The 23,395-nt window shown below is 38.2% G+C and carries 16 protein-coding genes and 3 pseudogenes; 4 read left to right on the top strand and 15 right to left on the bottom strand.

Annotated elements, in window-relative coordinates; all coding sequences use genetic code 11:
* Positions 1–216: pseudogene (locus AP75_RS12425) on the bottom strand (IS5/IS1182 family transposase); the annotation flags it as partial.
* A gap of 206 nt (positions 217–422) precedes the next feature.
* Here AP75_RS12425 and AP75_RS12420 point away from each other — a divergent pair.
* Positions 423–824, top strand: coding sequence for a hypothetical protein (locus tag AP75_RS12420; protein ID WP_143755883.1), 402 nt, complete (start codon positions 423–425; stop codon positions 822–824).
* Positions 825–831: 7 nt separating this feature from the next.
* Here the strand turns inward: AP75_RS12420 and AP75_RS12415 are convergent, their stop codons facing one another.
* Complete coding sequence (locus tag AP75_RS12415; protein WP_088264889.1) at positions 832–1,167, bottom strand: hypothetical protein; 336 nt, start codon at positions 1,165–1,167, stop codon at positions 832–834.
* A gap of 357 nt (positions 1,168–1,524) precedes the next feature.
* On the opposite strand from AP75_RS12415, the pseudogene AP75_RS12410 reads away from it, so the two are divergent.
* A pseudogene (locus AP75_RS12410) lies at positions 1,525–3,647 on the top strand (Tex family protein).
* Positions 3,648–3,687: 40 nt separating this feature from the next.
* Here the strand turns inward: AP75_RS12410 and AP75_RS12405 are convergent.
* From AP75_RS12405 to dinB, 10 genes and pseudogenes are all read right to left on the bottom strand, one after another.
* Positions 3,688–4,680, bottom strand: coding sequence for a hypothetical protein (locus tag AP75_RS12405; protein ID WP_031503663.1), 993 nt, complete (start codon positions 4,678–4,680; stop codon positions 3,688–3,690).
* A gap of 203 nt (positions 4,681–4,883) precedes the next feature.
* The gene (locus tag AP75_RS12400) at positions 4,884–5,489 is read right to left on the bottom strand and encodes a hypothetical protein (protein WP_031503666.1); all 606 of its coding nucleotides are present in this window, start codon (positions 5,487–5,489) and stop codon (positions 4,884–4,886) included.
* 266 nt (positions 5,490–5,755) lie between these two features.
* Positions 5,756–7,000 (bottom strand): threonine ammonia-lyase IlvA, encoded by a 1,245-nt coding sequence (gene ilvA, locus AP75_RS12395; RefSeq protein WP_088264888.1) that lies wholly within the window; start codon positions 6,998–7,000, stop codon positions 5,756–5,758.
* A pseudogene (ilvC, locus tag AP75_RS12390) lies at positions 6,997–8,041 on the bottom strand (ketol-acid reductoisomerase). The gene ilvA and the pseudogene ilvC overlap by 4 nt, the downstream one beginning before the upstream one ends.
* Before the next feature lie 16 nt (positions 8,042–8,057).
* Positions 8,058–8,597: an acetolactate synthase small subunit gene (ilvN, locus tag AP75_RS12385; protein ID WP_317043847.1), complete on the bottom strand. Its 540-nt coding sequence runs from the start codon at positions 8,595–8,597 to the stop codon at positions 8,058–8,060.
* Between the two features lie 11 nt (positions 8,598–8,608).
* Positions 8,609–10,339: a biosynthetic-type acetolactate synthase large subunit gene (ilvB, locus tag AP75_RS12380; RefSeq protein ID WP_088264887.1), complete on the bottom strand. Its 1,731-nt coding sequence runs from the start codon at positions 10,337–10,339 to the stop codon at positions 8,609–8,611.
* Between the two features lie 8 nt (positions 10,340–10,347).
* Positions 10,348–12,024, bottom strand: coding sequence for a dihydroxy-acid dehydratase (gene ilvD / locus AP75_RS12375; RefSeq protein WP_088264886.1), 1,677 nt, complete (start codon positions 12,022–12,024; stop codon positions 10,348–10,350).
* A complete protein-coding gene (locus tag AP75_RS12370) occupies positions 12,024–12,911 on the bottom strand; it encodes a branched-chain amino acid transaminase (protein ID WP_088264885.1) in 888 nt (295 codons plus the stop codon). Before AP75_RS12370 ends, ilvD begins: the two co-directional genes overlap by 1 nt.
* Before the next feature lie 527 nt (positions 12,912–13,438).
* On the bottom strand, positions 13,439–16,495 hold the full coding sequence (locus tag AP75_RS12365) for a DNA polymerase III subunit alpha (RefSeq protein WP_088264884.1): 3,057 nt from the start codon (positions 16,493–16,495) through the stop codon (positions 13,439–13,441).
* Positions 16,496–16,557: 62 nt separating this feature from the next.
* Positions 16,558–17,703 (bottom strand): DNA polymerase IV, encoded by a 1,146-nt coding sequence (gene dinB / locus AP75_RS12360; protein WP_088264883.1) that lies wholly within the window; start codon positions 17,701–17,703, stop codon positions 16,558–16,560.
* A gap of 62 nt (positions 17,704–17,765) precedes the next feature.
* Here dinB and AP75_RS12355 point away from each other — a divergent pair, with 62 nt between their 5' ends.
* Complete coding sequence (locus AP75_RS12355) at positions 17,766–18,536, top strand: XRE family transcriptional regulator (protein WP_088264882.1); 771 nt, start codon at positions 17,766–17,768, stop codon at positions 18,534–18,536.
* A gap of 816 nt (positions 18,537–19,352) precedes the next feature.
* Here the strand turns inward: AP75_RS12355 and AP75_RS12345 are convergent.
* Positions 19,353–19,772, bottom strand: a complete 420-nt coding sequence (locus tag AP75_RS12345) for a hypothetical protein (RefSeq protein WP_031504835.1) — start codon at positions 19,770–19,772, stop codon at positions 19,353–19,355.
* 572 nt (positions 19,773–20,344) lie between these two features.
* Between AP75_RS12345 and AP75_RS12340 the strand changes: the two genes are divergently transcribed.
* On the top strand, positions 20,345–21,556 hold the full coding sequence (locus AP75_RS12340; protein WP_088264881.1) for a site-specific integrase: 1,212 nt from the start codon (positions 20,345–20,347) through the stop codon (positions 21,554–21,556).
* Between the two features lie 81 nt (positions 21,557–21,637).
* Here AP75_RS12340 and AP75_RS12335 read toward each other — a convergent pair whose 3' ends face one another.
* Both AP75_RS12335 and AP75_RS12330 read right to left on the bottom strand, forming a co-directional pair.
* Positions 21,638–22,636, bottom strand: coding sequence for a nucleotidyl transferase AbiEii/AbiGii toxin family protein (locus AP75_RS12335; protein ID WP_031501663.1), 999 nt, complete (start codon positions 22,634–22,636; stop codon positions 21,638–21,640).
* Between the two features lies 1 nt (position 22,637).
* Entirely contained in the window at positions 22,638–23,297 is a 660-nt protein-coding gene (locus AP75_RS12330) for a DUF6088 family protein (protein ID WP_242589833.1), read from the bottom strand.
* Positions 23,298–23,395 lie beyond the last annotated feature (98 nt).

Raw genomic sequence — 23,395 nt, 5'->3', positions numbered from 1 at the left:
CAAATTATAAAGATGTTTCAGAAGCAAACAGCCCACCATAAAACGAATCGGATGGCTCGGATTGCCCACTTTAGAGTACAACGGCGAAAATTCGTTCTCGAAATAATTCCAATCTATTTTATCTGAAAGCAAAACGAGTTCGTGTTTATCATCAATAAAATCAACCAACATCGGGCGGAATAATTCTGGCAGTTTTTCTGGATTTTTTCCTAACATATTTGCAAGGTTTTAAAGCTCTAATATACAAATTCTTGCAATAAAAAACAAGCTATTTTAAACCCAAAATACTAATAATCAGTAAATTATAAGTGGTTTAAGGAGAGACTAAATATAAAAACTTTGGAACTTCAAATGCAAAAACTAATTATTGCGGTTATGATTCCGAAAAAAAAGACCGATTGTTTAACGAATATGCAATAAAAGTGGAAAACAAAAAGCATTTAAAAGTAAAGACAATCAATGTAAATATAGTTACTTTTGAAGTTAAAGGTTCTGCAACCTTAATCTTTGACATTCAGAATGCTTCAAATGGATTTCCTGATGACAAAAAGTCCTTAACGAATGAAACCTTAAAATTAACTATAAACAAGAACGATATTAAAAATAATAAAGTTTCTCTTGATATAAGTGACAAAAATATTTGGACAAATGAAGATTTTTTTGTTCTTGTGCGCGTTGAAGAAAGTTTGAATGGGAAACTTTACTTTGGTGGAAATATATTTGCTTTTTCAAAAAACACATATTATCGTAATTACTTTGGAGAATGGAAGAAGTATTCAACAGGTGAACCTTCAATAAATGTGGATGTTCAAATTGAGAAATAAAAATCACCTAATTGAAGCAACTATCCCACAACCCTAATTTTCCGAAATGGGTTCTTAAAACCCCACTGCTCAAAGTCTCCCCGGCTGTTGAGCCTACTACAAAGAAATCTACCAGTAATAAATCACAACCTCCGAAGTCTCCGAACGTCGGAGGTTTTTTCAAGCAATAAATCTTTCCGCAAACTTCAGAACTCATACCGCAACATTCAGAATTCACTCCACAAGCCGCAGAAATGGTTCCGCAAGTTACAGAAATGGTTCCGCAAGTTACAGAAATGGTTCCGCAAGCTGCAGAAATGGTTCCGCAAGCTGCAGAAATGACACAACAACATTGATTATCCATTTCTGCAATTGATAATTTATTTATTTGTATAAATACTTAATATATTTACAATTTAACATCGAAATTTATATCAAATCAATAAATTCATTACCACACAATGATATTCTGTGGCAATTATAAAATATTTAAAACCATTAAGAAATTAAGAGAATTAAGAATACTGAGAAGAAATCAACACACCCATCATCAGTGGATTTTTATACTTTAATACAAGAAAGGCAAAGCAATGTCAAAGGAATGTCAAAGTAATGTCAAAGTAAAGTATAAGTAATGTCCGGCGATAGATTTTCCTTTCCCCACTTCCCTATTGATTCGTTCGCGGATTTCTCCCTATTTTAGCGGTCTTAAAAATTATGTATGACGGCGACCGGTTTTATTCAAAAATCCCTTTCTATTTCCGATAAAAATATCAATGCAACCCTAAAACTTTTGGGCGAAGATTGCACCATTCCCTTTATTTCACGCTATCGGAAAGATGCCACCGGAAACCTCGATGAAGTGCAAATCGAACAAATCGCAAAACTGAATGCCCAGTTTGAAGAACTCATCAAAAGGAAAGAAAGCATCCTGAAATCCATTGAAGAACAAAACGCCCTCTCCCCCGAACTGAGACAGCGCATCGAGGAGAGTTTCGACCTTCAGGAACTGGAAGATTTGTACTTACCCTACAAAAAACGCAGAAAAACCAAAGCCGACGCCGCCAAAGAAAAAGGCCTGGAACCTTTGGCAAAAATGATCATGAGCCAGAAACCCAACGACCTGCATTCGTTGGCGTCGAAATACCTGAATCAGGAAATAACGTCCGTAGAAGATGCGCTTCAGGGAGCCAGAGACATCATCGCAGATGGATCAACGAAAACGGCTATGTCCGCAAAAACCTCCGCCGATTGTTCCAAAGAAAAGCCGTGATTTCCTCCAAAGTTGTAAAAACCAAGAAAGACGAAGAAGCTGCCCAGAAATTTTCGCAATATTTCGAATGGGAAGAAAACCTGAGCAGAATCCCCTCGCACCGGCTTTTGGCAATACTCCGCGCGGAAACAGAAGGTTTCGTGAAGACCAAAATAGAAATCGATAAAGACGAAGCCTTGGACCTCATCGAAAACGCTATCCTGAAATCCAATAACGAATGCACGGAGCAAATCACCATCGCGATCAGTGACAGTTATAAACGCTTGCTGGAACCCGCCATCTCGAATGAAACCCTGCAGGAAGCCAAACAAAAAGCCGATGAAAAAGCCATCAGCATTTTCTCTGAAAACCTCAGACAGCTATTGCTTGCTCCGCCTTTGGGAGAAAAAAGGATTCTTGCCATCGATCCGGGATACAGAAGCGGTTGCAAGGTAGTATGCCTCGATGAGAAAGGCGATTTGCTCCACAACGAAACCATTTTCCCACACGCTCCGCAAAACGAAGCCGGAATGGCGATGAAGAAAATCAGGTCGATGGTGAACGCCTATAATATTCAGGCAATCTCAATTGGAAACGGCACCGCAAGCCGCGAAACCGAATTCTTCATCAAGAAAATTGCTTTCGATACACCACCACAAGTTTTTGTGGTTTCAGAAGCAGGCGCATCGGTTTATTCTGCAAGCAAAATTGCAAGAGATGAGTTTCCGAATTTTGACGTAACCGTTCGTGGTGCTGTTTCCATCGGTAGAAGACTTTCCGATCCGTTGGCAGAACTCGTAAAAATTGATGCAAAATCTATCGGCGTAGGACAATATCAACACGATGTCGATCAAACCCAACTGAAAAACGAACTGGATTCCACCGTGATGAAATGTGTAAATTCCGTCGGCATCAACCTGAATACGGCGAGCAAATCACTTTTAAGCTACGTCTCAGGAATCGGTGAAAAAATGGCAGAAAACATCGTGAATTACCGTGCAGAAAACGGCGCTTTTGAGGACAGAAAACATCTGAAAAAAGTTCCCAGATTAGGCGAAAAAGCATATCAACAAGCAGCTGCGTTCATTAGAATCGCCAACGGAAAAAATCCGCTCGACAATTCCGCCGTGCATCCGGAAGCGTATCCGGTTGTAGAAAAAATGGCGAAAGATTTAGGCATAAAAACCATCGACCTTATCGCCAATAAAGAAAAAATCGCATTAATAACCCCTGAAAAATACACTACTGAAACCATCGGAATTTTAGGAATTAAAGATATTCTGAAAGAACTCGAAAAACCCGGCCTCGACCCGAGAAAAGCCGCCAAAGTATTTGAATTCGACCCGAACGTAAAAACCATCAAAGACCTAAAACCCGGAATGATACTCCCCGGAATCGTGAACAACATCACGGCTTTCGGCTGCTTTGTGGATCTTGGCATCAAGGAAAGCGGGCTGGTTCATATTTCGCAACTCAAAGAAGGTTTTGTATCGGACGTCAACGAAGTGGTGAAGCTCCACCAACACGTCCATGTTCGGGTAACCGAGGTAGATGAAGCCAGAAAAAGAGTGCAGTTGAGTATGGTTTTGTAGATTGTTAATATTTAAATTAAAAAATAATCTTTATTAAAAATTATCGTCGAAATCCTTTCACAAAATCCGCTATTACCGGATCGCTTTTCCCGTAACTTACAATTCGGACATCCAATGGAACATTCCTGAATTTTTCTAAAGATGATTTTATAGCGCTTAAAATCCAAGATAAGTCATTTTGAAAAACACCGCCTCCCACCAAAGTGAGATAAAGGATTGGACATCCTGTTTTTTGGTAGTTTTCGGTTGCAGCGTAAAAGGCAGATTCGTAAGTTGCATCCAAAACCAATGAAGCAAATTCCTTCCAATCGCCGGAATAAATACTTGAATATCCAATCGGTAACGCCGAACAATATATTTGAGAAACGAGGTGTCTTTGCGCGCAATTGGTTACTTCAGTATTCCACTGAATTCCGGTTTTCATGAGACTTTTTAGAGATTCATAATCTTCGATTTTCATTTTTAGAATGGATTCAGAAATCGTTTTCAAACCCTTTTCTGTGGGAAAACAATAACCGTTCTGCATCTTCCACAATGCTGATTTATCATTTCCGAAAAACTTTCCAATTTCTTCCAAACCATCCAGTTGGTTATCGGAAGTTTGTCCTTTTTTCCCATTGATTGGTGCAAAATAATTTCGGTAAATGGTTCCCGCACCACATGCAATCGCACAAGCCGGACCTTGAGTATGGTCGTTTTCATATCGATCAACGCCCATTTCCGGAGTTACAGACGGACTAATCATTTCCAACATATTGAACTGCGAAGCTGCCTGAAACATCGCATTTTCATTATCTCTCAAACAATGAAGTGCACGAACATTTCCTATAATTTCTTTGATTTTAATGTTACCATCAAATACCGATAAATCGATTCTGTTTTTTAATTCTTTCAAAGTCGGAACTTCAAAAACTCCGTGTTGGTAAGACTTTCCGTTAACTAATGAAGTCATCAACTCTCCATCAATAGCAATATTTTCTTGTACTTGTAAAGGATTAATTTCATTAAAACCCATCAAATTTCTGAACCACATTATTCTTAAAAATTTTTTATCTAAAATACGAAATCTTTAATGATCTGAAATTACCATTAAATCAATTGTTTGCAGCTTGAGTTTAGATTTAAATGTTTTTCGTTGCGGACTTCTTTAATAGTAAAATTTAAATGATGATTAAATAAAAAAAATCTGTAGCCTCAATATTATTACTATTAATTTATAAATAATGATTTCAATTTTTAAAACTCAAAAATAAATCCAAAATAAGGCAACGGCGTGGATCGGTCTGCTTCGCCAAAATTTAATTGGTAGATCTGCTCATTCTGCGGCGCTGAAGGATTCAGGATAATTCCGTTTCCGTTGGCATCACGTTCCAGGGCGATTACAGGAAGAGCGCTGGGTTTTTTGGAATCGTAAACGTTCACCACATCGACGTAAAACGTTATCTGCCATTTGTTGAAAATCCATTTTTTCTCGGCACGAATATCTAGTTGATGAACCAAATTTCCGCGTCCGGAATTGAGCAAAGTATAATCCGAAACCGGTAAATTCGCGATATTCCAAACATTCACGAGTTGGCTTCTTTCAAAATCATAAGGCGTTTCCGGAAGTCCGCTCTGCAGTCTAAATCTTGCCCCGAAATTCCAATTTCTATTGAAATATTTCCCCGCGGTTAAGGACAAAATATGACGGCTGTCCCAACTCGATGGTTTCAAATCTCCGTTGATGTCGCTAAATTTCGATTGTCCGAAAGTGTACGATGCAATTCCGTAAAAATCGTTAAGTGTTCTTTTTTGCGCCAAAATTTCAAAACCATAGGTTTCGCCAGAACCTCTGCTATCCAAAGGTCCTAAAAATACAATTTTTCGTTTTTTAAACTTTTGACATTTTTAAAATAAAGAAAATTGAAGGATACCAAATATACTATACTATGGAAACGCTAATTACTATCAGGAAAATATCGTAAGCCTTAAAGATAACAATAAAATGAATGGGTAATTAAAAAAATGGACTTTAACGGGAATAAACAGGCACCTCGCCTCCTAAAAAAATAGGAATCTCCACTTCTTCCGAATTACAGAGAATTTGAAATTTCTTTAATATTTAAATTTTACAAAATCAAATGCGTAAACAACTCTTTCTGCTCATTCAGATGCTGATAATCGATTTTTTTTGTTTTCATTTTTTGTTCCATATTATCTAAATCAGATTTGTATTTTAGCTCAATGCCCACCACTGCCGGACCTTCCTCGCGGTTGTTTTTTTTGGTAAATTGAAAATAAGTAATGTCATCATTTTCGCCTAAAACTTCGTTTACAAATTCTTTTAATGCACCGGGACGTTGTGGAAAGTTGACGATGAAATAATGCTTCAAACCTTCATAAATCAAGGAACGCTCTTTGATTTCTTCCATTCTTGTAATGTCGTTGTTACTTCCGCTGACAATGCAGACCACATTTTTTCCTTTGATTTGATCTTGATACAAATCCAAGGCTGCGATGCTCAGAGCTCCTGCCGGTTCTACCACAATGGCTTCTTCGTTGTATAATTGTAAAATCGTGGTGCAAACTTTCCCTTCTGGAACCAAAATGATGTCGTCTAATGAATGTTGGCAGATTTCAAATGTTTTGTCGCCCACTCGTTTTACGGCAGCTCCATCTACAAATTTATCAATGTCGGTGAGTGCAGTATTTTTACCGTTTTCCAACGATGTTTTCATAGAAGCGGCACCTTGTGGTTCCACGCCGATAAGTTTGGTTTCGGGACTTAACTGTTTAAAAACCGAAACTACTCCTGCTGCCAAACCGCCACCACCAATCGGGAAGAATAAAAAATCGATTTTATTTCTGGTATCCTCAATAATTTCCAATCCCACAGTTCCTTGTCCGGCAATCACCCATTCATCATCAAACGGATGTACAAAAACTGCTTTATTTTCATTGCTGAAAAGCAGCGCTTCGTTGTAAGCATCATCAAAAGTATCTCCTTTGAGAACCACTTCTACGTTTTCTTTTCCGAAGAGTTTTACTTGCTTTATTTTTTGTGCAGGTGTAGTGATGGGCATATAAATGACGGCTTTTATATTGAGTTTTCTACACGCAAAAGCTACACCCTGAGCGTGATTACCCGCACTGGCACATACAACGCCCAATTTTCTGTCGTTTTCGGAAAGCGAACTGATTTTATGATACGCACCACGCAATTTATAAGAACGCACGGGCTGCAAATCTTCCCGTTTCAGATAAACCTGAGCAGCAAATTGCTCACTCAGGTTTTCGTTTTTTACCAGAGGCGTATGCACCGACACGCCATTGAGATTTTCCGCTGCCTCTTGTATTTTTGTCAAATGTATCATTTGGTTTGAGGTCTTAATTTTCGAACTTGCATACCGGTTTGCCACAACTCACTTTGCTGTAATTCTTTGAGTTCTGCGTTGAGTTTTTCCCGGTAATCCGGCTTGCTGTTGGCTTCGATCACGATGGCTGCTTCTTTGCCAGAAAGCACGTCATCATACAATTCATTAAAAACAGGCGTGGTAGCATCTCTAAATTTTCCTTTCCAATCCAAAGCGCCTCGCTGTGCGGTGGTGCTGCAATTGGCAAACATCCAATCCATTCCGTTTTCCGCTACCAAAGGCATTAAACTTTGGGTTAGTTCTTCTACGGTTTCGTTAAATGCTTCGCTTGGTGAATGACCTCGTTGACGAAGTACATGGTATTGCGCTTCAAAAACTCCTGCTATTGCTCCCATTAAAACCCCTCGTTCTCCGGTTAAATCGCTGTATACTTCTTTTTGAAATGTTGTTTCGAACAAAATTAGATCCAATGGCAATGCCTAATGCCAAAGCTTTCTCTTCTGCTTTTCCTGTAGCATTTTGAAAAACAGCATAACTGGAATTTAACCCTTGTCCTTTTAAAAATAATGTTCGTAACGAGGTTCCCGAACCTTTGGGTGCCACCAAAAACACATCTACATCTTTGGGCGGAACGATGCCGGTTTTTTCATGAAATGTAACGCCAAAACCGTGTGAAAAATACAATGACTTTCCTGCGGTTAAATGTTTTTTCATTGTTTCCCACGCTTGTATTTGCCCGGCGTCTGACAATAAATTCATTAGCAAAGTGCCTTTTTCGCAAGCGGCTTCTACATCAAAAAGGGTTTCATTTTCTACCCAGCCATCTGCTAAAGCTTTGTCCCAGCTTTTTGTTCCTTTTCGTTGTCCTACAATTACATTTACACCATTATCTTTCAAATTTAATGCTTGTCCAGGACCTTGTACGCCGTAACCGATTACTGCAACGGTTTCATTTTTTAGTACTTCTCTTGCTTTCTCTAATGAAAACTCTTCTCGTGTTACGACATTTTCCATTACGCCGCCAAAATTTAATTGTGCCATTTTTATTGTTTTATTTTTATTTGATTTCTAATTCTTTTAAATAAGTGCTTAATTCATTCATTGATTTTGTTACCGCAACCCTGCCGGATCGGGCAAATTCTAAAATTCCGAAGGGTTTCAGTTTATCCAATAAAGCCTGAGTTTCTGCTTTGTATCCAGTTTTTTCAATGACGATAAAATCGGGATCTACGGTGAGGATTTTAGCGCTGTTTTCTCTCACTACCTGCTCCACATTAATTGATTTAAGTTCTGTTGTTTTGATTTTATATAAAGCAATTTCCTGATGTACCACTTCATCATCTTCGTGCACAAAGGCTTTCAGAACATCAATTAATTTTTCGATTTGCCCAACAACTTTTTCGATTTTTTCCCTGCTCGTTCTTAAAACAATTGTATAACGATGTACATCCTTTACTTCTGTTTCCGAAGCGGTTATACTATCAATATTCAAGTGTCTTCTTGTGAAAATGATGGTGATGCGGTTGAGCATTCCGATTGTATTTTCCGTAAATATGGATACGGTGAATGGGCGGTCTAATGATTCCATTTTGTTCATTTTTTTTTAATTTATTGTAATCGAATTTCAGCAACCGAAGCTCCTGTGGGAACCATCGGGAAAACATTGTCTTCTTTGGCTACTTTTACTTCGAGTAGAAAGGCATTTTCTGTGTTTAAAAGCTGATCTAAAGCATTGCTTAAATCTTCCTGTTTTTCCACTTTTACTCCTTTGATGTTGTAAGAAGCCGCCAATGCTACAAAATCTGGACTTTGAATGTTCGTAAAGGAATATCTTTTCTCGAAGAACATTTGTTGCCACTGCCGCACCATTCCTAGATATTCATTATTTAGAATGATAATTTTTACCCCGATATTATTCTGCATGATGGTTCCCAATTCCTGCAAAGTCATTTGGAAACCGCCATCGCCAATGATGGCTATTACTTGTTTTCCTGGGTTGGCCATTTTTGCTCCGATAGCTGCCGGAAGTGCAAACCCCATTGTTCCCAATCCGCCAGAGGTAACATTGCTTTTGGTTTGATTGTATTGATAAAACTGTGCTGCCATCATTTGATGTTGTCCCACATCGGTTACTACCACTGCATTGCCATTGGTTTTTTGAGAAAGTAAATCGATGACCAAATCCATTCTTAATTCATCAGAAAAATCTTTATTTCTGTTTTTAGACAACACCTGCAGTTCATTTTCTTTTGCATGATGAAATTCATGTAACCAACTTTGATGGTTTTGCTTTTCTACCAGATCCGTTAATAATGCTAATGCTTCTTTAGCATCGGCTAAAACGGGCGCATCTGCTTTGATGATTTTATTAATTTCGGCAGCGTCAATGTCTATGTGAATCACTTTTGCTTGTTTTGCATAACGAGAAACATCGCCCGTCACACGATCGTCAAACCGCATTCCGACTGCTAAAAGGACATCGCACTCATTGGATTTTACATTAGGTGCGTAATTACCGTGCATACCAACCATTCCAACAAATTGGGGGTGATTTGCGGGGAAAGCACCCAATCCCAAAAGCGTGGAAGCCACCGGAACGCCAGTTTTTTCGGCAAAAACCAATAATTCATCTTCCGCATTGGAAAGCATAATACCTTGACCCACAATCATCAACGGTTTTTTTGCTTCATTCAAAAGCTTGCTTGCTGCTTGTAGTTGATCTGCATTCAGTTTCGGTTTCGGTTGGAAACTTCTAACCGCCGTACACTTTTCGTAAGAGAAATCCAGCTTTTCAAACTGAGCATCTTTGGTAATGTCCACCAAAACAGGTCCCGGACGTCCAGATGAGGCAATATAAAATGCTTTAGCTAAAGCAGGAGCGATATCTTCTGCTTTGGTGACCTGGCAATTCCATTTGGTTACGGGCATTGAAATTCCCATCACATCAGTTTCTTGAAAAGCATCCGTTCCCAAAAGGTGAGAAGCCACTTGTCCGGTGATGCAAACCAAGGGCGTCGAATCGATCAATGCATCGGCTAAACCTGTGATTAAATTGGTAGCACCCGGCCCCGAAGTTGCGAATACAACGCCTGTTTTTCCGGAAGTTCGGGCATATCCTTGAGCAGCGTGAATAGCACCTTGCTCGTGTCTGGTCAGCACATGGTTTACTTCTTCAAGATGATCAAACAGGGCATCGTAGATGGGCATAATCGCACCACCTGGGTAACCAAATATTGTTTTTACACCTTCGGCTTTCAGGCTTTGTATCACCGCTTCTGCACCTGTGGTTTGCAACAGCACCGTAGTTTGTTTGAGGTTTTCTAATTCCGTTGTTTTCATTTTTTAATTTATTTATCGGTTACACAGCCTAAAGAAGCGCTTGAAACACATTGTGCGTATTTATACAACACTCCTTTGTTCGCTTTTAAGGATGGTTGCTTCCAGGCTGCTTTTCGTTTTTCCAATTCCTGTTCAGATACTTTTAAGTTGATCGTATTGTTTTTAGCGTCAATGGCAATCAAATCGCCATCATTAACCAAAGCAATTGTTCCGCCTACAAAAGCTTCCGGTGTAATATGTCCTACCACAAAACCGTGGGTTCCCCCTGAAAATCTACCATCGGTAATTAATGCTACTGAACTGCCTAATCCAGCACCCATTATCGCTGAAGTAGGCTTAAGCATTTCAGGCATTCCCGGTCCGCCTTTCGGTCCGCAGTAACGGATTACTACAACATTGCCGGGTTTTACTTCTCCGTTTCGAACGCCATCAATCACGGTATATTCATCGTCAAACACTTTGGCAGTTCCCTCAAAATAATCACCTTCTTTACCGCTTATTTTAGCGACACTTCCTTCGGCAGCCAGATTTCCGTAGAGCATTTGCAGATGTCCGTTTGCTTTTACCGGATTTTCTAAGGGAAGAAATACCTGCTGACCTTCGGTTAAATCCTGCACCGATTCTAAATTTTCGGCAATGGTTTTTCCGGTGACCGTTAAGCAATCGCCGTGTAGTAAATGGTGTTTCAATAAATACTTCATCACGGCAGGAACTCCTCCTGCCTCGTGCAAATCTTCCATCAAGTATTTACCGCTCGGTTTCAAATCTGCCAATACGGGAACACGGTTGCTAATTTTTTGGAAATCATCCAAAGTAAGTTCTATATCTACCGAATTTGCCATAGCGATCAGGTGCATTACGGCATTGGTAGAACCGCCCAAAACGGTGACCATTGTCATAGCGTTCTCAAAAGCTTTTCGGGTCATAATGTCTTTGGGTTTGATGTCTTTTTCTAACAAGGTTTGAATGGCTTTTCCGGTATCGAAACATTCGATTTTTTTATTGTTGCTCAATGCCGGATTGGAAGAACTGTAAGGCAAACTCATTCCTAAAGCTTCAATCGCCGAAGCCATCGTGTTTGCCGTGTACATCCCACCGCACGCGCCCGCTCCGGGACAAGCGTTTTTAATTACTCCTTTGTAGTCTTCATCAGAAATTGTGTTGCCAAATTTTTTACCCAAAGCCTCGAAAGCCGAAACGATATTGAGCGATTCGCCTTTCCATTTTCCGGAATGGATGGTTCCGCCATACACCATGATAGCAGGACGGTTTAATCTTCCCATAGCGATGATCGATCCCGGCATATTCTTGTCGCATCCCACAACTGCCAAAACTGCATCGTACCACTGTGCACTCACCACTGTTTCTATAGAATCTGCAATGATATCTCTGGAAACCAAAGAGAATCGCATTCCATCTGTCCCGTTGGATATACCGTCACTTACGCCAATGGTATTGAATATCAAACCGACTAAATTTTCTTGTTGCACACCGGCTTTAACTTCTTTCGCCAAATCGTTGAGATGCATATTGCAAGGATTTCCTTCGTAACCCATACTCACAATTCCCACTTGGGGTTTTTGCAAATCTTCTTCCGTTAATCCTATGGCATAAAGCATGGCTTGTGCAGCAGGTTGGGTTTCATCTTGCGTAATGGTTCTGCTGTATTTGTTGAGTATTTTCATTAGTTGAAATGGTTTTGTTTTAATGGTTCTCTTACCAAAAGGGAATAGGCGTTTTGAAGTTTTTTACCTAAGGAATCGTTCCAGTTCTTAGGAAATTGATAATCATCTACTGATGCTATTCCCACCACTTCGGCAGCTGTTCCGCAGTAAAATGCGCTGTCGGCTTGTAATAAATCTTCTTTGGTAAAATTTCCTTGCTGTACCTCCAAGCCTGATTTTTCGGCTAATTCCAAAACCGTAGATCTGGTGATTCCCGGAAGGATATTTCCTAATTGCGGCGTGAATAATTTTCCATCTTTTTCAAAAAATAAATTCGCTCCAGGACCTTCGGCTAAAAAACCATCGCTATCCAACAGCAAGGCTTCATCAAAACCTTTATCTTTTGCTTCAGTAGTTGCCAAGATAGAATTGACATAATGACCGCAGATTTTTGCTTCGATATGGATGGATTTTGGATGCGGACGACAATAGGAAGAAACCGTTAACCGCAATAATTTTTCACCTAAATAAGCTCCCCAATCCCACACAGCGATCATAAGCGAAACGCTCGTAGGTTTTGTCAAACTCATATTTGGGGCGCAATATACCAGCGGTCGGATGTAGGCATTCTTTAAATTGTTTTTTTCCAGCAATTCGTAGGTTGCTTCAACTAATTCTTGCACCTTGTAATCAAAAGGAATTTTCACTAGTTCGCATGATTTTTTTAAGCGTTCGTAATGTTCTTCGGCTTTAAAAACCTTGGTTCCGTGTTCTGTTTCATAAGAACGGATACCTTCAAAGGCACCATAACCATAATGAAGGGTTTGACCATACAGATCGGTTGTAGATTCGGTGGCCTTTACAAATTTTCCGTCTAAATAAAGCACTGTTTCGTTGTTGAAATACATAGTTGATTTGTTTTTTTTTAATTGAGTTGATATTTGCTATTAAGGAATAAAAAAAGCCTTTCCCGAAAGTGAGAAAGGCTTACAGTTTGGCGTACAGCAGCATCTCTCACGGTGGCGAGCTAATAATAATGCTGATAATAATATTGTTGTTATATAAATTCATTTTCTTGTTTTAATTTCCATAAAAAAGCCTCCTGATTTCTCGGGAGGCTTTCAAATATATCTTTCGATTACATCAAAATTATTCCTCCCCGGAATGTGAAATCACACCCGTAATAATAATAGAAGAAATAATAATTGAGTTGTACATTTTCTTTGTTTTGTGATGCAAACCTAACTCGTAATTTTTAAACCAGCAAATTTTTCAGCGTTTTTTTTAATTAAAATTTTCATTGCAATTAAAAATTATTTAAGAATATATGATTAATTGATGATAAAAACCTTGTAAATATCTACTATTGAAGCATATTTCTTTTTTTAAGATTTAAAATTTATCATCCTTGATTTGGCCATAGAAGATAAGAATATCAGTTTAGCATTTTCTTCCTTGGAAGTCCTATTTCTTTTTCCTGTGGATAAGGCTTTCGCCAAGTCATGCTCACATCTTCATTGATTTTCTGATGAATTTCGTAGGATTTTCCGCTGTCCACGGAATAGCGAGGATCTGGGATGAAAGGCATTTTCGCCATCTTTAAAATGGTGATGGTCGGGAAATGAAAATCTACTTCCACCAAACCGAGCAAAAGGTAGCAACCGCCACCCTGAAATGGATAGTTTTTAAGATTGTCAGGAAAGTGGGCCGTGTCGAAATATTCCCCATCGGAATCTATCCAAGTTCCGAAATACATCGTGCCTTTCTTGGTGGGCACGTGCTTGCGAGAAATAAGATAAGCCAACATGCGGACTTGTTTTTTATGGAATTTCAAAAGGTCTTTCGCCATCACATCGCCCCGGAACTTCGTCGCCAACAAATCAAACGGACTGCAGGAAACAGGAAAACCCAGAATCTCAATCTCATCAAAAGCATCTTCGAAAAGATTTCTTTTCAATTGTGGCAATTGATAATCCTTTCTTGGTTCCTCAAAAAATGAAAGATATCGGTTCTGAGGTTTGAAATTTACCATAATTAACCGTGCCTCTATCAGCAACTCATTTTTCTGTTTTCCCGTAAACCGAAACGCGCCACAAAAAATTAAAATTTGCAAGGTTTCAATGCCGATCGGAACTCGTTTTATAAAATTTTCCAATGAAGTGTATTCACCGTTTTCCTGACGTTCCTCTGGGATAAATTGCGCAATTTTGGCCTCAAGTTTTTCAATGTGCATCAGACCTAAATAAACATCTTCGCCATAAAGGGTTGTTTGCAATATACTTTTGTTTACACATGGATTATGAATTTTTCCACCGGCCATCCTGCATTCGTGGACATAGACCTCGGTTCGGTAAAATCCGCCACCATTGTTAATCGCTGCCACCATAAACTCAATGGGATAATACACTTTCAGATAAAGGCTTTGGTAACTCTCTACTGCGTAACTCGCGGAATGCGCCTTGCAGAAAGAATATCCTGCGAAACTTTCAATCTGGCGATAGACCTCCTGCGAGAGTTTTTCAGGATGCCCGAGCTTTTTACAAGATTCAAAAAAATGATCTTTTACTTTTTGCAAAGCGGAAAGCGACCTGCCTTTTCCACTCATCGCACGGCGGAGTATATCGCCGTCTGCAGCAGCCAAACCACCGTAGTGAAGTGCAATTTTAATCACATCTTCCTGATAAACCATGATGCCGTAGGTTTCACCAAGTTGCTGCTCGAAAACAGGATGAAAATATTCAAACTGACCGGGATTGTTATGCCGGAAAATATACTCGCGCATCATGCCGCTCTGCGCCACACCGGGACGAATGATGGACGAGGCCGCCACCAAGGTTTTATAATTATCGCATTTCAGCCGTCGCAACAGTCCTCGCATAGCGGGACTTTCGATATAGAAGCAGCCGATGGTTTTTCCCTTTGTTAAAAATTCGTTGGCTGTTTTTTCATTTTTGGAAATTCGAGTGTTGCGAATATCTACGTCTATTCCCCTATTTTTTTTAATGAGTTTCACGGCATCGTCTATCGTTCCTAATCCTCTTTGTGAAAGGATATCGAATTTTTCAAAACCTATGAACTCTGCCACATGCATATCAAACTGCACAATCGGAAAACCTTTGGGAGGCATCTCCAGGGCAGTAAAATTGGTAATCGGTTCTTCTGAAATCAAAATTCCGCAAGAGTGCATACTCCGCTGGTTAGGGAATTTTTCCAAAAGCATCCCGTATTTCTGCACCATTTTCACCACAGAATTATCATCATGAAACGCCATGGGATTTTTCGTCAAAGCGTCCAATTCTTCCTTGGGCAAACCGAAAGCTTTACCGACCTCTCGGAATATCGAGCGGTACTTAAACTCCACATTCGTCCCGCAGAACGCCACATGATCGCTGCCGTACTTTTCGAAGATGTATTTCAGAATTTCATCGCGCTCACGCCAGCTCCAATCGATATCAAAATCGGGCGGTGATTTTCGGTTTAAGTTTAAGAATCTTTCAAAATAAAGATCGAGTTCGATTGGGCAAATATCTGTAATTCCCAGACAGTAGCTCACGATGGAATTAGCTCCGGAACCACGTCCCACATGCATAAAACCACGGCGGCGGCTGTATTCTACAATATCCCAAGTAATCAGGAAATAGCCGCTGAAATTCAACTGATTGATTACTTTCAGTTCTTTTTCCACTCTTTTTTCGGCGATTTCATTATTTTCAGGATAGCGGGATTTCAAACCTTGGTAAGCCAATTTTCGCAAGAGTTTCTCGTCGTTCTCTTTGCTATCGGTGAAATGCTTTTTATTCCTCGGTACACCAAACTCGAACTCGAAACCACATTCTTCAATGATTTTTTTGGTGTTAATGACAATCTGCGGATGGTCTTTAAAATCATTTAAAACTTCCGCAGGCGGTTTTAAAGCTTCCGAAGTCCGGCAGACATCCCCTTCATCTAACTTGGAAAGCAAAGTGTTGCAATCGACCGCACGCAAGATCCGGTGCAGATTATACTCCCTTTTTGTGCGGAAGGTTACAGGTTGCAACACTACTATTTTTTCTGAAAATTGTTGCCACTTTTTTTGGATTAAAACATGAAGTTCCTCCGCACGGATGCCGATGAATTCATTGTTCTCTAATACTTCGGGGATATTTTTTAATGCATAGATTATGAAGCAGTTCGGTAAGTCTGGATTTTGTCTTGGTAATATTTCCCCATCACAATTGTGGGCTGTGAGCATCCGACAGATTTCCGTAATCCCTTGATTATTTTTAGCTAAAACAATGAAGTATTGTTGGTTATCCAGCCGAACATCTACCCCTACAATGGGTTTTATGCCAAATTCTTTGCACAGTTTATAAAAATCATAAATTCCGGTAATGGTATTGATGTCCGTGAGTGCTAATGCTGAAATTCCCATCCTTGCAGAATTGCGCACCAAATCTTCCACGGAAATAGTGCCGTAGCGCAAGCTGTGATAGGAATGACAGTTTAGGTACATGTTGTTGGTTGGTTGCTGTTTCTTGTTCTTGCCTTTCGATTCTCGGTTCTCGGTTTTTGCATCTATTGGATTAAAAGTCCTGATGCACGACCTACTGCGGTTTTTCCGAATCTGTTTTTCATACGGTCCATACTCTGATAAAGATTCATAAGTTCTTCGGTATCTTCGAATAAAAGCATCTGATGACTGCCGTGAACCAATCCTGAAAAACGGATTCCTATCAACCTCAGGCGCATCCGCCTTGTATAGAGTTTTTTAAACAGTTCCAGAGCATATTTCAAAAGCGTATGATCGGCAGATGTGTAGGATATGCGGCATTGCTTTGTTTCGGTATCGAAATTGGCATAGCGAATTTTTAAGGTAACCACCGAGGTCAGCCATTTTTCTTGTCTTAGTTGAAATGCAAGTTGCTCCACCATTCCGGAGATTATACTGCGCATATTTTCCAAATCGATGCTGTCTTGTGCAAATGTATGCTCGGCGGAAAGCGATTTCCTTTCTGAGTAAGGAACCACGGGCGAATCATCTATTCCATTGGCTTTTTTCCAGAGTTCTGCTCCGTTTTTACCGATCATCTGTTGTAATACATCCACGGGCATTTCAGCCAAAGTTTTTATCTGTCGGATTCCGATTCTTGAAAGAAGCTGAAAGGTTACATTCCCAACCATCGGAATTTTTTTAATAGACAAAGGATTCAGAAAAGGTTTAATTTCCCGATTTGGAATTTCAATTTTGCCCAAGGGTTTCGCCTCTCCTGTTCCGATTTTTGCTACGGTTTTATTAGCAGAGACCGCAAAACTTATTGGCAAACCTGTATTTTTCTTTATGGATTCTGCCACTTCCGTGGTCCACTGATAGCAGCCGAAAAAGCGATCCATGCCCGTAAGGTCGAGATAAAACTCATCAATACTCGCTTTTTCAACCAAGGGAACTTTTTCCTGAATAATCTCGGTGACTTCATTTGATAGCTTTGAATATTGTTCGTGATCACCTTTTATTACTTTTGCTTCGGGACAAAGTTTCAGTGCCATTCTAATTGGCATTGCAGAACGAACACCAAAATATCTCGCCTCGTAAGAGCAGGAAGCTACTACTCCACGATCTCCACCACCGATGATTACGGGAATTCCGTTCAGTTTCGAATTTTGAAGCCGCTCACAGGAAACAAAAAAAGTATCCAAATCCAAGTGTGCAATTGTTTTTTCCATACGGGCAAAATTATTATGTTTTATAACAAAAATTAGTATATTTGTAGTTATAATTTATAACAATGTCAATTTTCTCTGAAAACATCAAGCATTTAAGAAATCGCCAGAAACTTACCCAACAGACCATAGCCAATGATCTGAATATTACCCGTGGGAGATATGTGAAATACGAAGATGGCAGTTCGGAACCACCAATGGATTTATTGGTGAAGATTTCGAAATATTTTAAAGTGAGCATCGACCTTTTGCTGAGTATCGACATCAAGAAATATCCTCTGGAGGAAATGATAAAGCTTTCAGAGAATAAAATTTTGGTGCCTGTAGCGGTGGATTCCAAGGGAGAAAATAAAATTGAAATTATCCCCATAAAAGCATCTATGGGTTACCTGAACGGCTATCAGGATCCCGAATATATTGAAGGCTTGCAAACACTTTCGCTTCCATTCCTAAGAAATGGAAAATTCCGGGCTTTTCCGGCAACCGGAGACTCCATGCCGCCATATAAAGATGGAACCTACATCGTTGGAAAATATGTGGAGAACCTCGCCGACCTGAAAACCGACAAAACCTATGTATTCATCACCGCGAACGATGGGATTGTATATAAAAGATTTCAATTCCATGAGGGCAACCACATCTGCGTGAAATCAGACAACAATTTTTATGAACCTTTAAAAATTCCTCTTGCTGAAATCCATGAGATTTGGGAATTTGCATGCAGTATTAACACGTCAGAATACGAACCGGAGGAATTTTCTGATCATGGCATTCATAACATGTTCAGCGAGATTAAGACTGAAATTAAAAACATTAGTGAAAACTTGAAATTTTAGTAGGAAAACTTTATAGTGATTTAGTAATTTAATGCAAAGCGCACTGTATTGCTGGATAAGTGAAAACCGGAAACTTAAAAAAAAGACACTTACAAAATTTCGTAAGTGTCTGATTTTTAGAGTAGCCCAGCTTGGGCTCGAACCAAGGACTTGCTGATTATGAGAAGACGAATGAAGTGTTTCATTTAGTTTCATTGAAGCTCAAAACTATTGACTTTCTTGGCGTTACGACTTTTGAGATGTATATTTGGTTTCATCAAAATTCACAGAAAAGTATAACATGTTGTACTCATGTTAAACTTTAAAATTTATATTATGAATTCAAGTATCAAAATTGTTTGTAAAAAAAATGTTCTTAAAAATGGCTTATTTCCAATTTATTTCAGATAGTTAAGTATATGAAACTAATCCATCTCTAAGTTTGGAGCATTACCCATTACCAGCATTACCGAATACTACTAATTAGCATCCATAAAACTATGTATAATACGAACCCTATTCGCAAGTACCAAATGTAGTTTTGTGGATATGTAAATTTGCCTTTGTAATATTGTAGTTTTTTAGGAGGATAAAAAATGTAGAATAAAAGGAAATATGGTAAAGAAACCAAAAAACCCTCAAGATAACCATACATTCTTCCTTTTTGATGTAATTCTCCTATAATTGGAATCTTAATACTAAAAAAATTTAATAAAGATGTTGTAAAGAAAACCCCAAAAACCACAAAAAACCAACCCATAACTCTAAGATAAGCCAACTTTTCACTCTTGTCTACCTCAAGATAATATTGATATAAAAAAACGATTACTTTTAACATCATTTACCAATTGTTGTTGTTAGTATCCAATCTGTTGCACCTGTTGCATCCATAATCCCCAACCCAGGACCAACCCAAGGGTTTACTAAAGATAAGGCATTTAAACCTAATTTTACTCCGTTATATAATGAAGGATTATTACTATAATTTCCATACGCATCATATATCCCATAAACTCCACTTGCAAATCCCAATTCTTTTGTGAATTTTAAATACTTTCGTGCTCCTTTACTAAGGTCACCGAATTTTGATTGATTAAAAAGCACTTCTTTAACTCCTGTATTTATTCCTAATCCTGTGACAATATTTCCTATGACATCTACTTTAGGTTTAAATATTTTCACAGTTTCTATATATCCTTCTCCTGTCGTGTGATTTTGCCAAGCACTTTCTTTTCCATCCCTGTCCTCGCCTCCCATAATATGCTGGTTGCATCAATAATGGTGAAATAACTAAAAACACTAAACTTACCAATATAAAAATATATAAAGGCATTGTTGGAGAAAAGAAAATTAAAGCTAAAAATAGGAACGGAAAATACCAAAAAGCCAAAGTATAATTGAGTTTAATATTTTTATAATTTAAAATTCGATCAATAGTATCAAAATATAATTTTTCCATTTTAAAGATATTTGACATCTAAAATACAAATATTTTGCAATTAAATGAAAACAATAACTATCTTTAAATCAGCAAAATTGTTATACTATTGTTGTACTTGATACCAAAAAGAAAAGCGCCTACATTTCTGTAAACGCTTTATTTAAAGAGAGTGGCCCAGCTTGGGCTCGAACCAAGGACTTGCTGATTATGAGTCACTTTTTTTATGTTTTATTATATTTTTAGTTTAATTTATAATATTTTATTTCTCTCTGATTATCAGTATTTTACACCGTTTTAATTTTCAGATTATTTTATTTTATCTTACTTTTACAACATAAATGTTCGTCAAATGTTCGTCAAATGTTCGTCAAAAATTTAAGATAAAATCATGACTACTTTTCAATTTACTCTCAAAAATGGTTCAAAAGCCAATGGTGAAAAAAGTATCGTTGCGCTGTTTATTAAAGACCGCAAAAATACCAGCTTATCAATTCAGAAATCGTGTAAAGAAGAACAATGGAGTTTTGAAACAGAACGGGTAAAAAAGAGTCATCCGGAATACCAAAAAATCAACACTTTTATTGAAAAATATAAAGTGATTATCCAAAAAATCATCGATGATTTGGAGGATGAGAATATCCAGTACACCCTACCTGATTTAATTGACCGCATAAAAAACTTTAAGGGAAAAGGAAAGACAAAAACTTTTACCGAATTTATTTCTGAAAACACCGAAAATCTTAAATCTCTGGACAAATTAGGTTCTGCTAAAATTGAAAAGCAGACGCTGCAATCGCTACAAACTTTTCTTGGCAAAAAAGATATTGGGTTTAATGAGCTTTCTTTCCAATGTCTAAAGAAATATGAGAATTATTGCGTTTTGAAGGGAAACAAACCAGCTACGATTGGAATGAGACTTCGCACGATCCGCTATATTTTCAACTTGGCGATAAAGTCTAAAATTATTAAGGAATCTCAATACCCGTTTAAAGAATATAAAATATCAAGTGTAAAAAGCACGAGCAAAAAGGAATTTCTCACGCAGGAAGAAATCGGCAAACTTGTCAATTACGAACCTGCAAACGAGTACGAACAATTTGCCAAGGACATGTTTCTCTTCAGCTATTACGGGCGCGGAATCAATTTTATAGATGTGTTAAAATTAGAAAAGAATGGCATCTACAATGATACGGTTAGTTATCTGCGGACTAAAACCGGCGTTGCTGTACGATTTAAACTTACCGAGATTTCCAAGGAAATTATTGAACGGTACCAGTCGGAGCCTGAATCTAAATTGATATTTAGAATTCTGAAGGACAACAATACGGAAGTAGCCTATGTAAAAAACAAGTCCGCCAAATATTTACAGGTGTATGTAAATCCTTATCTGAAAACGATGATGTCAAAACTAAAAATCAGCAAAAACATTACTTACTATTGCGCAAGGCATTCCTTTGCAACTGCTCTCAAGTTTAATAATGTTTCAATTGAAATCATCCGTGAAGCATTGGGACATAAGGACATTAATTCTACCATGTCTTATCTCAATTCTTTACCTGATGCAAAACTGGATAAGATTATTGAGGATGTTATTAAATAGGGATTTTACTTTCTGTTCAACGAAACTGGTATTCAATGACATTGAAGTTGTGATTTTATCGAACATTCCTCGTCCTATAATCTAATCATTATTTAATATCTTCATAATTTCTTCCATTGTTTGAATTAAAATTTCAAAGCTTGGACTTTCCCCTACAATCATATTGCTTTGCATAATTTTATAATCGTTTTCCCATTCTTTAATCACTTCTTTGGGAGGAATAATATTGATAAATCCCTTTTTGTGATTTTCATAATTAATCCATTTGGAACGATTCATTTTTTCTCTAAATACCACAATCTTCTCAAAAAGCTCATCATCTGCTAAAGCATTTTTACCATAATCGGTATAATAAAGTTGATACAAATCGAACAAATGCCGACTCATCCTCTCACTTCTAATTCGATCTTTCGGTTTTGAGAACTCTTCATGAAGCAAAAGAATTTTTTCCAAAAAAGTTTTTGTCGGCACGGTAACCAATACTTCAAATGGCGGTAGTGAAAATGGAGCTTCTTGGTAATAATCTTCAATAAATGATTGAACCATTTTTCTCTCGGAAGGTTCGGTCATTGCTCTTGCGCCCATTTCAATCAATACCTTTTGCTGAACATAACTTTCTTGAGGCATTACACTTTTATAAACCAACTCTAAGTGATTAGGATCACTTAAATCGTCCACAATTTCTGAATATTTGATTTCGTAATCGTTTGGAGAAATACCCAACTTCTTCAACTGGCATTCTAATTCTTCTCTAAAATCCGATATCACAAACTTCCCCGCAGTTTTACGCAGTTTCTTCATTTGTGTTATTGTGCCGGGCTCCGCAGAAAACCCCAATAAATTTCTATCAATAATCAAATCAACATCTTCGGAAAAGCGTTCGATAATTTGATACGCTTTACTTAAAGAAGTTCCACCCTTAAAAATAATCTGATCCTTATATTTTGACTGAAAAACGGCGCGTAACACCATACAAACCCACCAATCTTTTTCTATTGCAAATGGCGCATAACCGGTAGATAAGCCTAACCGATTTAAAGTTTCAATCCGTTGTTCCTTAGTAAGTTGTTGATGCCACATTTTATGATAGGTTTATATTTCTAATTCTTTTCTGAATCCAAACTGGTGCAAATTTCAACTGAGAATTCAAGATATTTTCGTCTAATTTCTTAATATATGGGATAAGTTTTTCTTCAAAAGCTTGTGAAATATTTTTCTCGCCAGTAATTTTATATGCCTGAATGATAAGTTGTAGCAGGCCATCTTTTACAGCCAAATTTCTCGGAGAAGTTTTCTTGAACTTAATTTTGCTTTTCCCTATGTTGATTTCCCGTTGCGCACCATCGGTTAAATATACAGCGTGCAAAGGAATTTGAGTAGAAAGTCCCAGAAGATACATTGCCATAACCCCTGTAGGTGCAATCCTGGCTTTATCTCGTTTGGCAATCTCTTTAGCAATCTGTTCTATACTTGGATAAACAATTCCTAAAAGCTCATCCTTTTTTGGGTTTAAATAAATTCCATGAGCCAGGCGAACGATAACCCCTTGCTCTTCCAATCGACGAAGGACTTGGCGGATATTTTCCGAAGTGCCAAATTTTTGAAAATCTTCTGCGAAAAATATTTTTCCCTTTGAAGACTTCCTTATCTTGTTTTCTATTTGACTATGAGTATTTTGCGTCACTTTTTGAAAATTATTTGTCACAAATTTAGTAAATATTTGTGACAAATTGCTAGACATTTGCATCTTTTACTTAGTCTTGCTAGCTTTGCAACAGTAGCTACAAAGCTAGCAAAACGGCTGTTGAACTAAACCTCCGGTAGCTTTTCCCATTCGCC

The organism is Kaistella haifensis DSM 19056, from assembly GCF_000735695.2.
Taxonomy (GTDB): Bacteria; Bacteroidota; Bacteroidia; order Flavobacteriales; family Weeksellaceae; genus Kaistella; species Kaistella haifensis.
The sequence above is the reverse complement of the archived record's forward strand: the minus strand, read 5'-3'. Positions and strand labels throughout refer to the sequence as shown.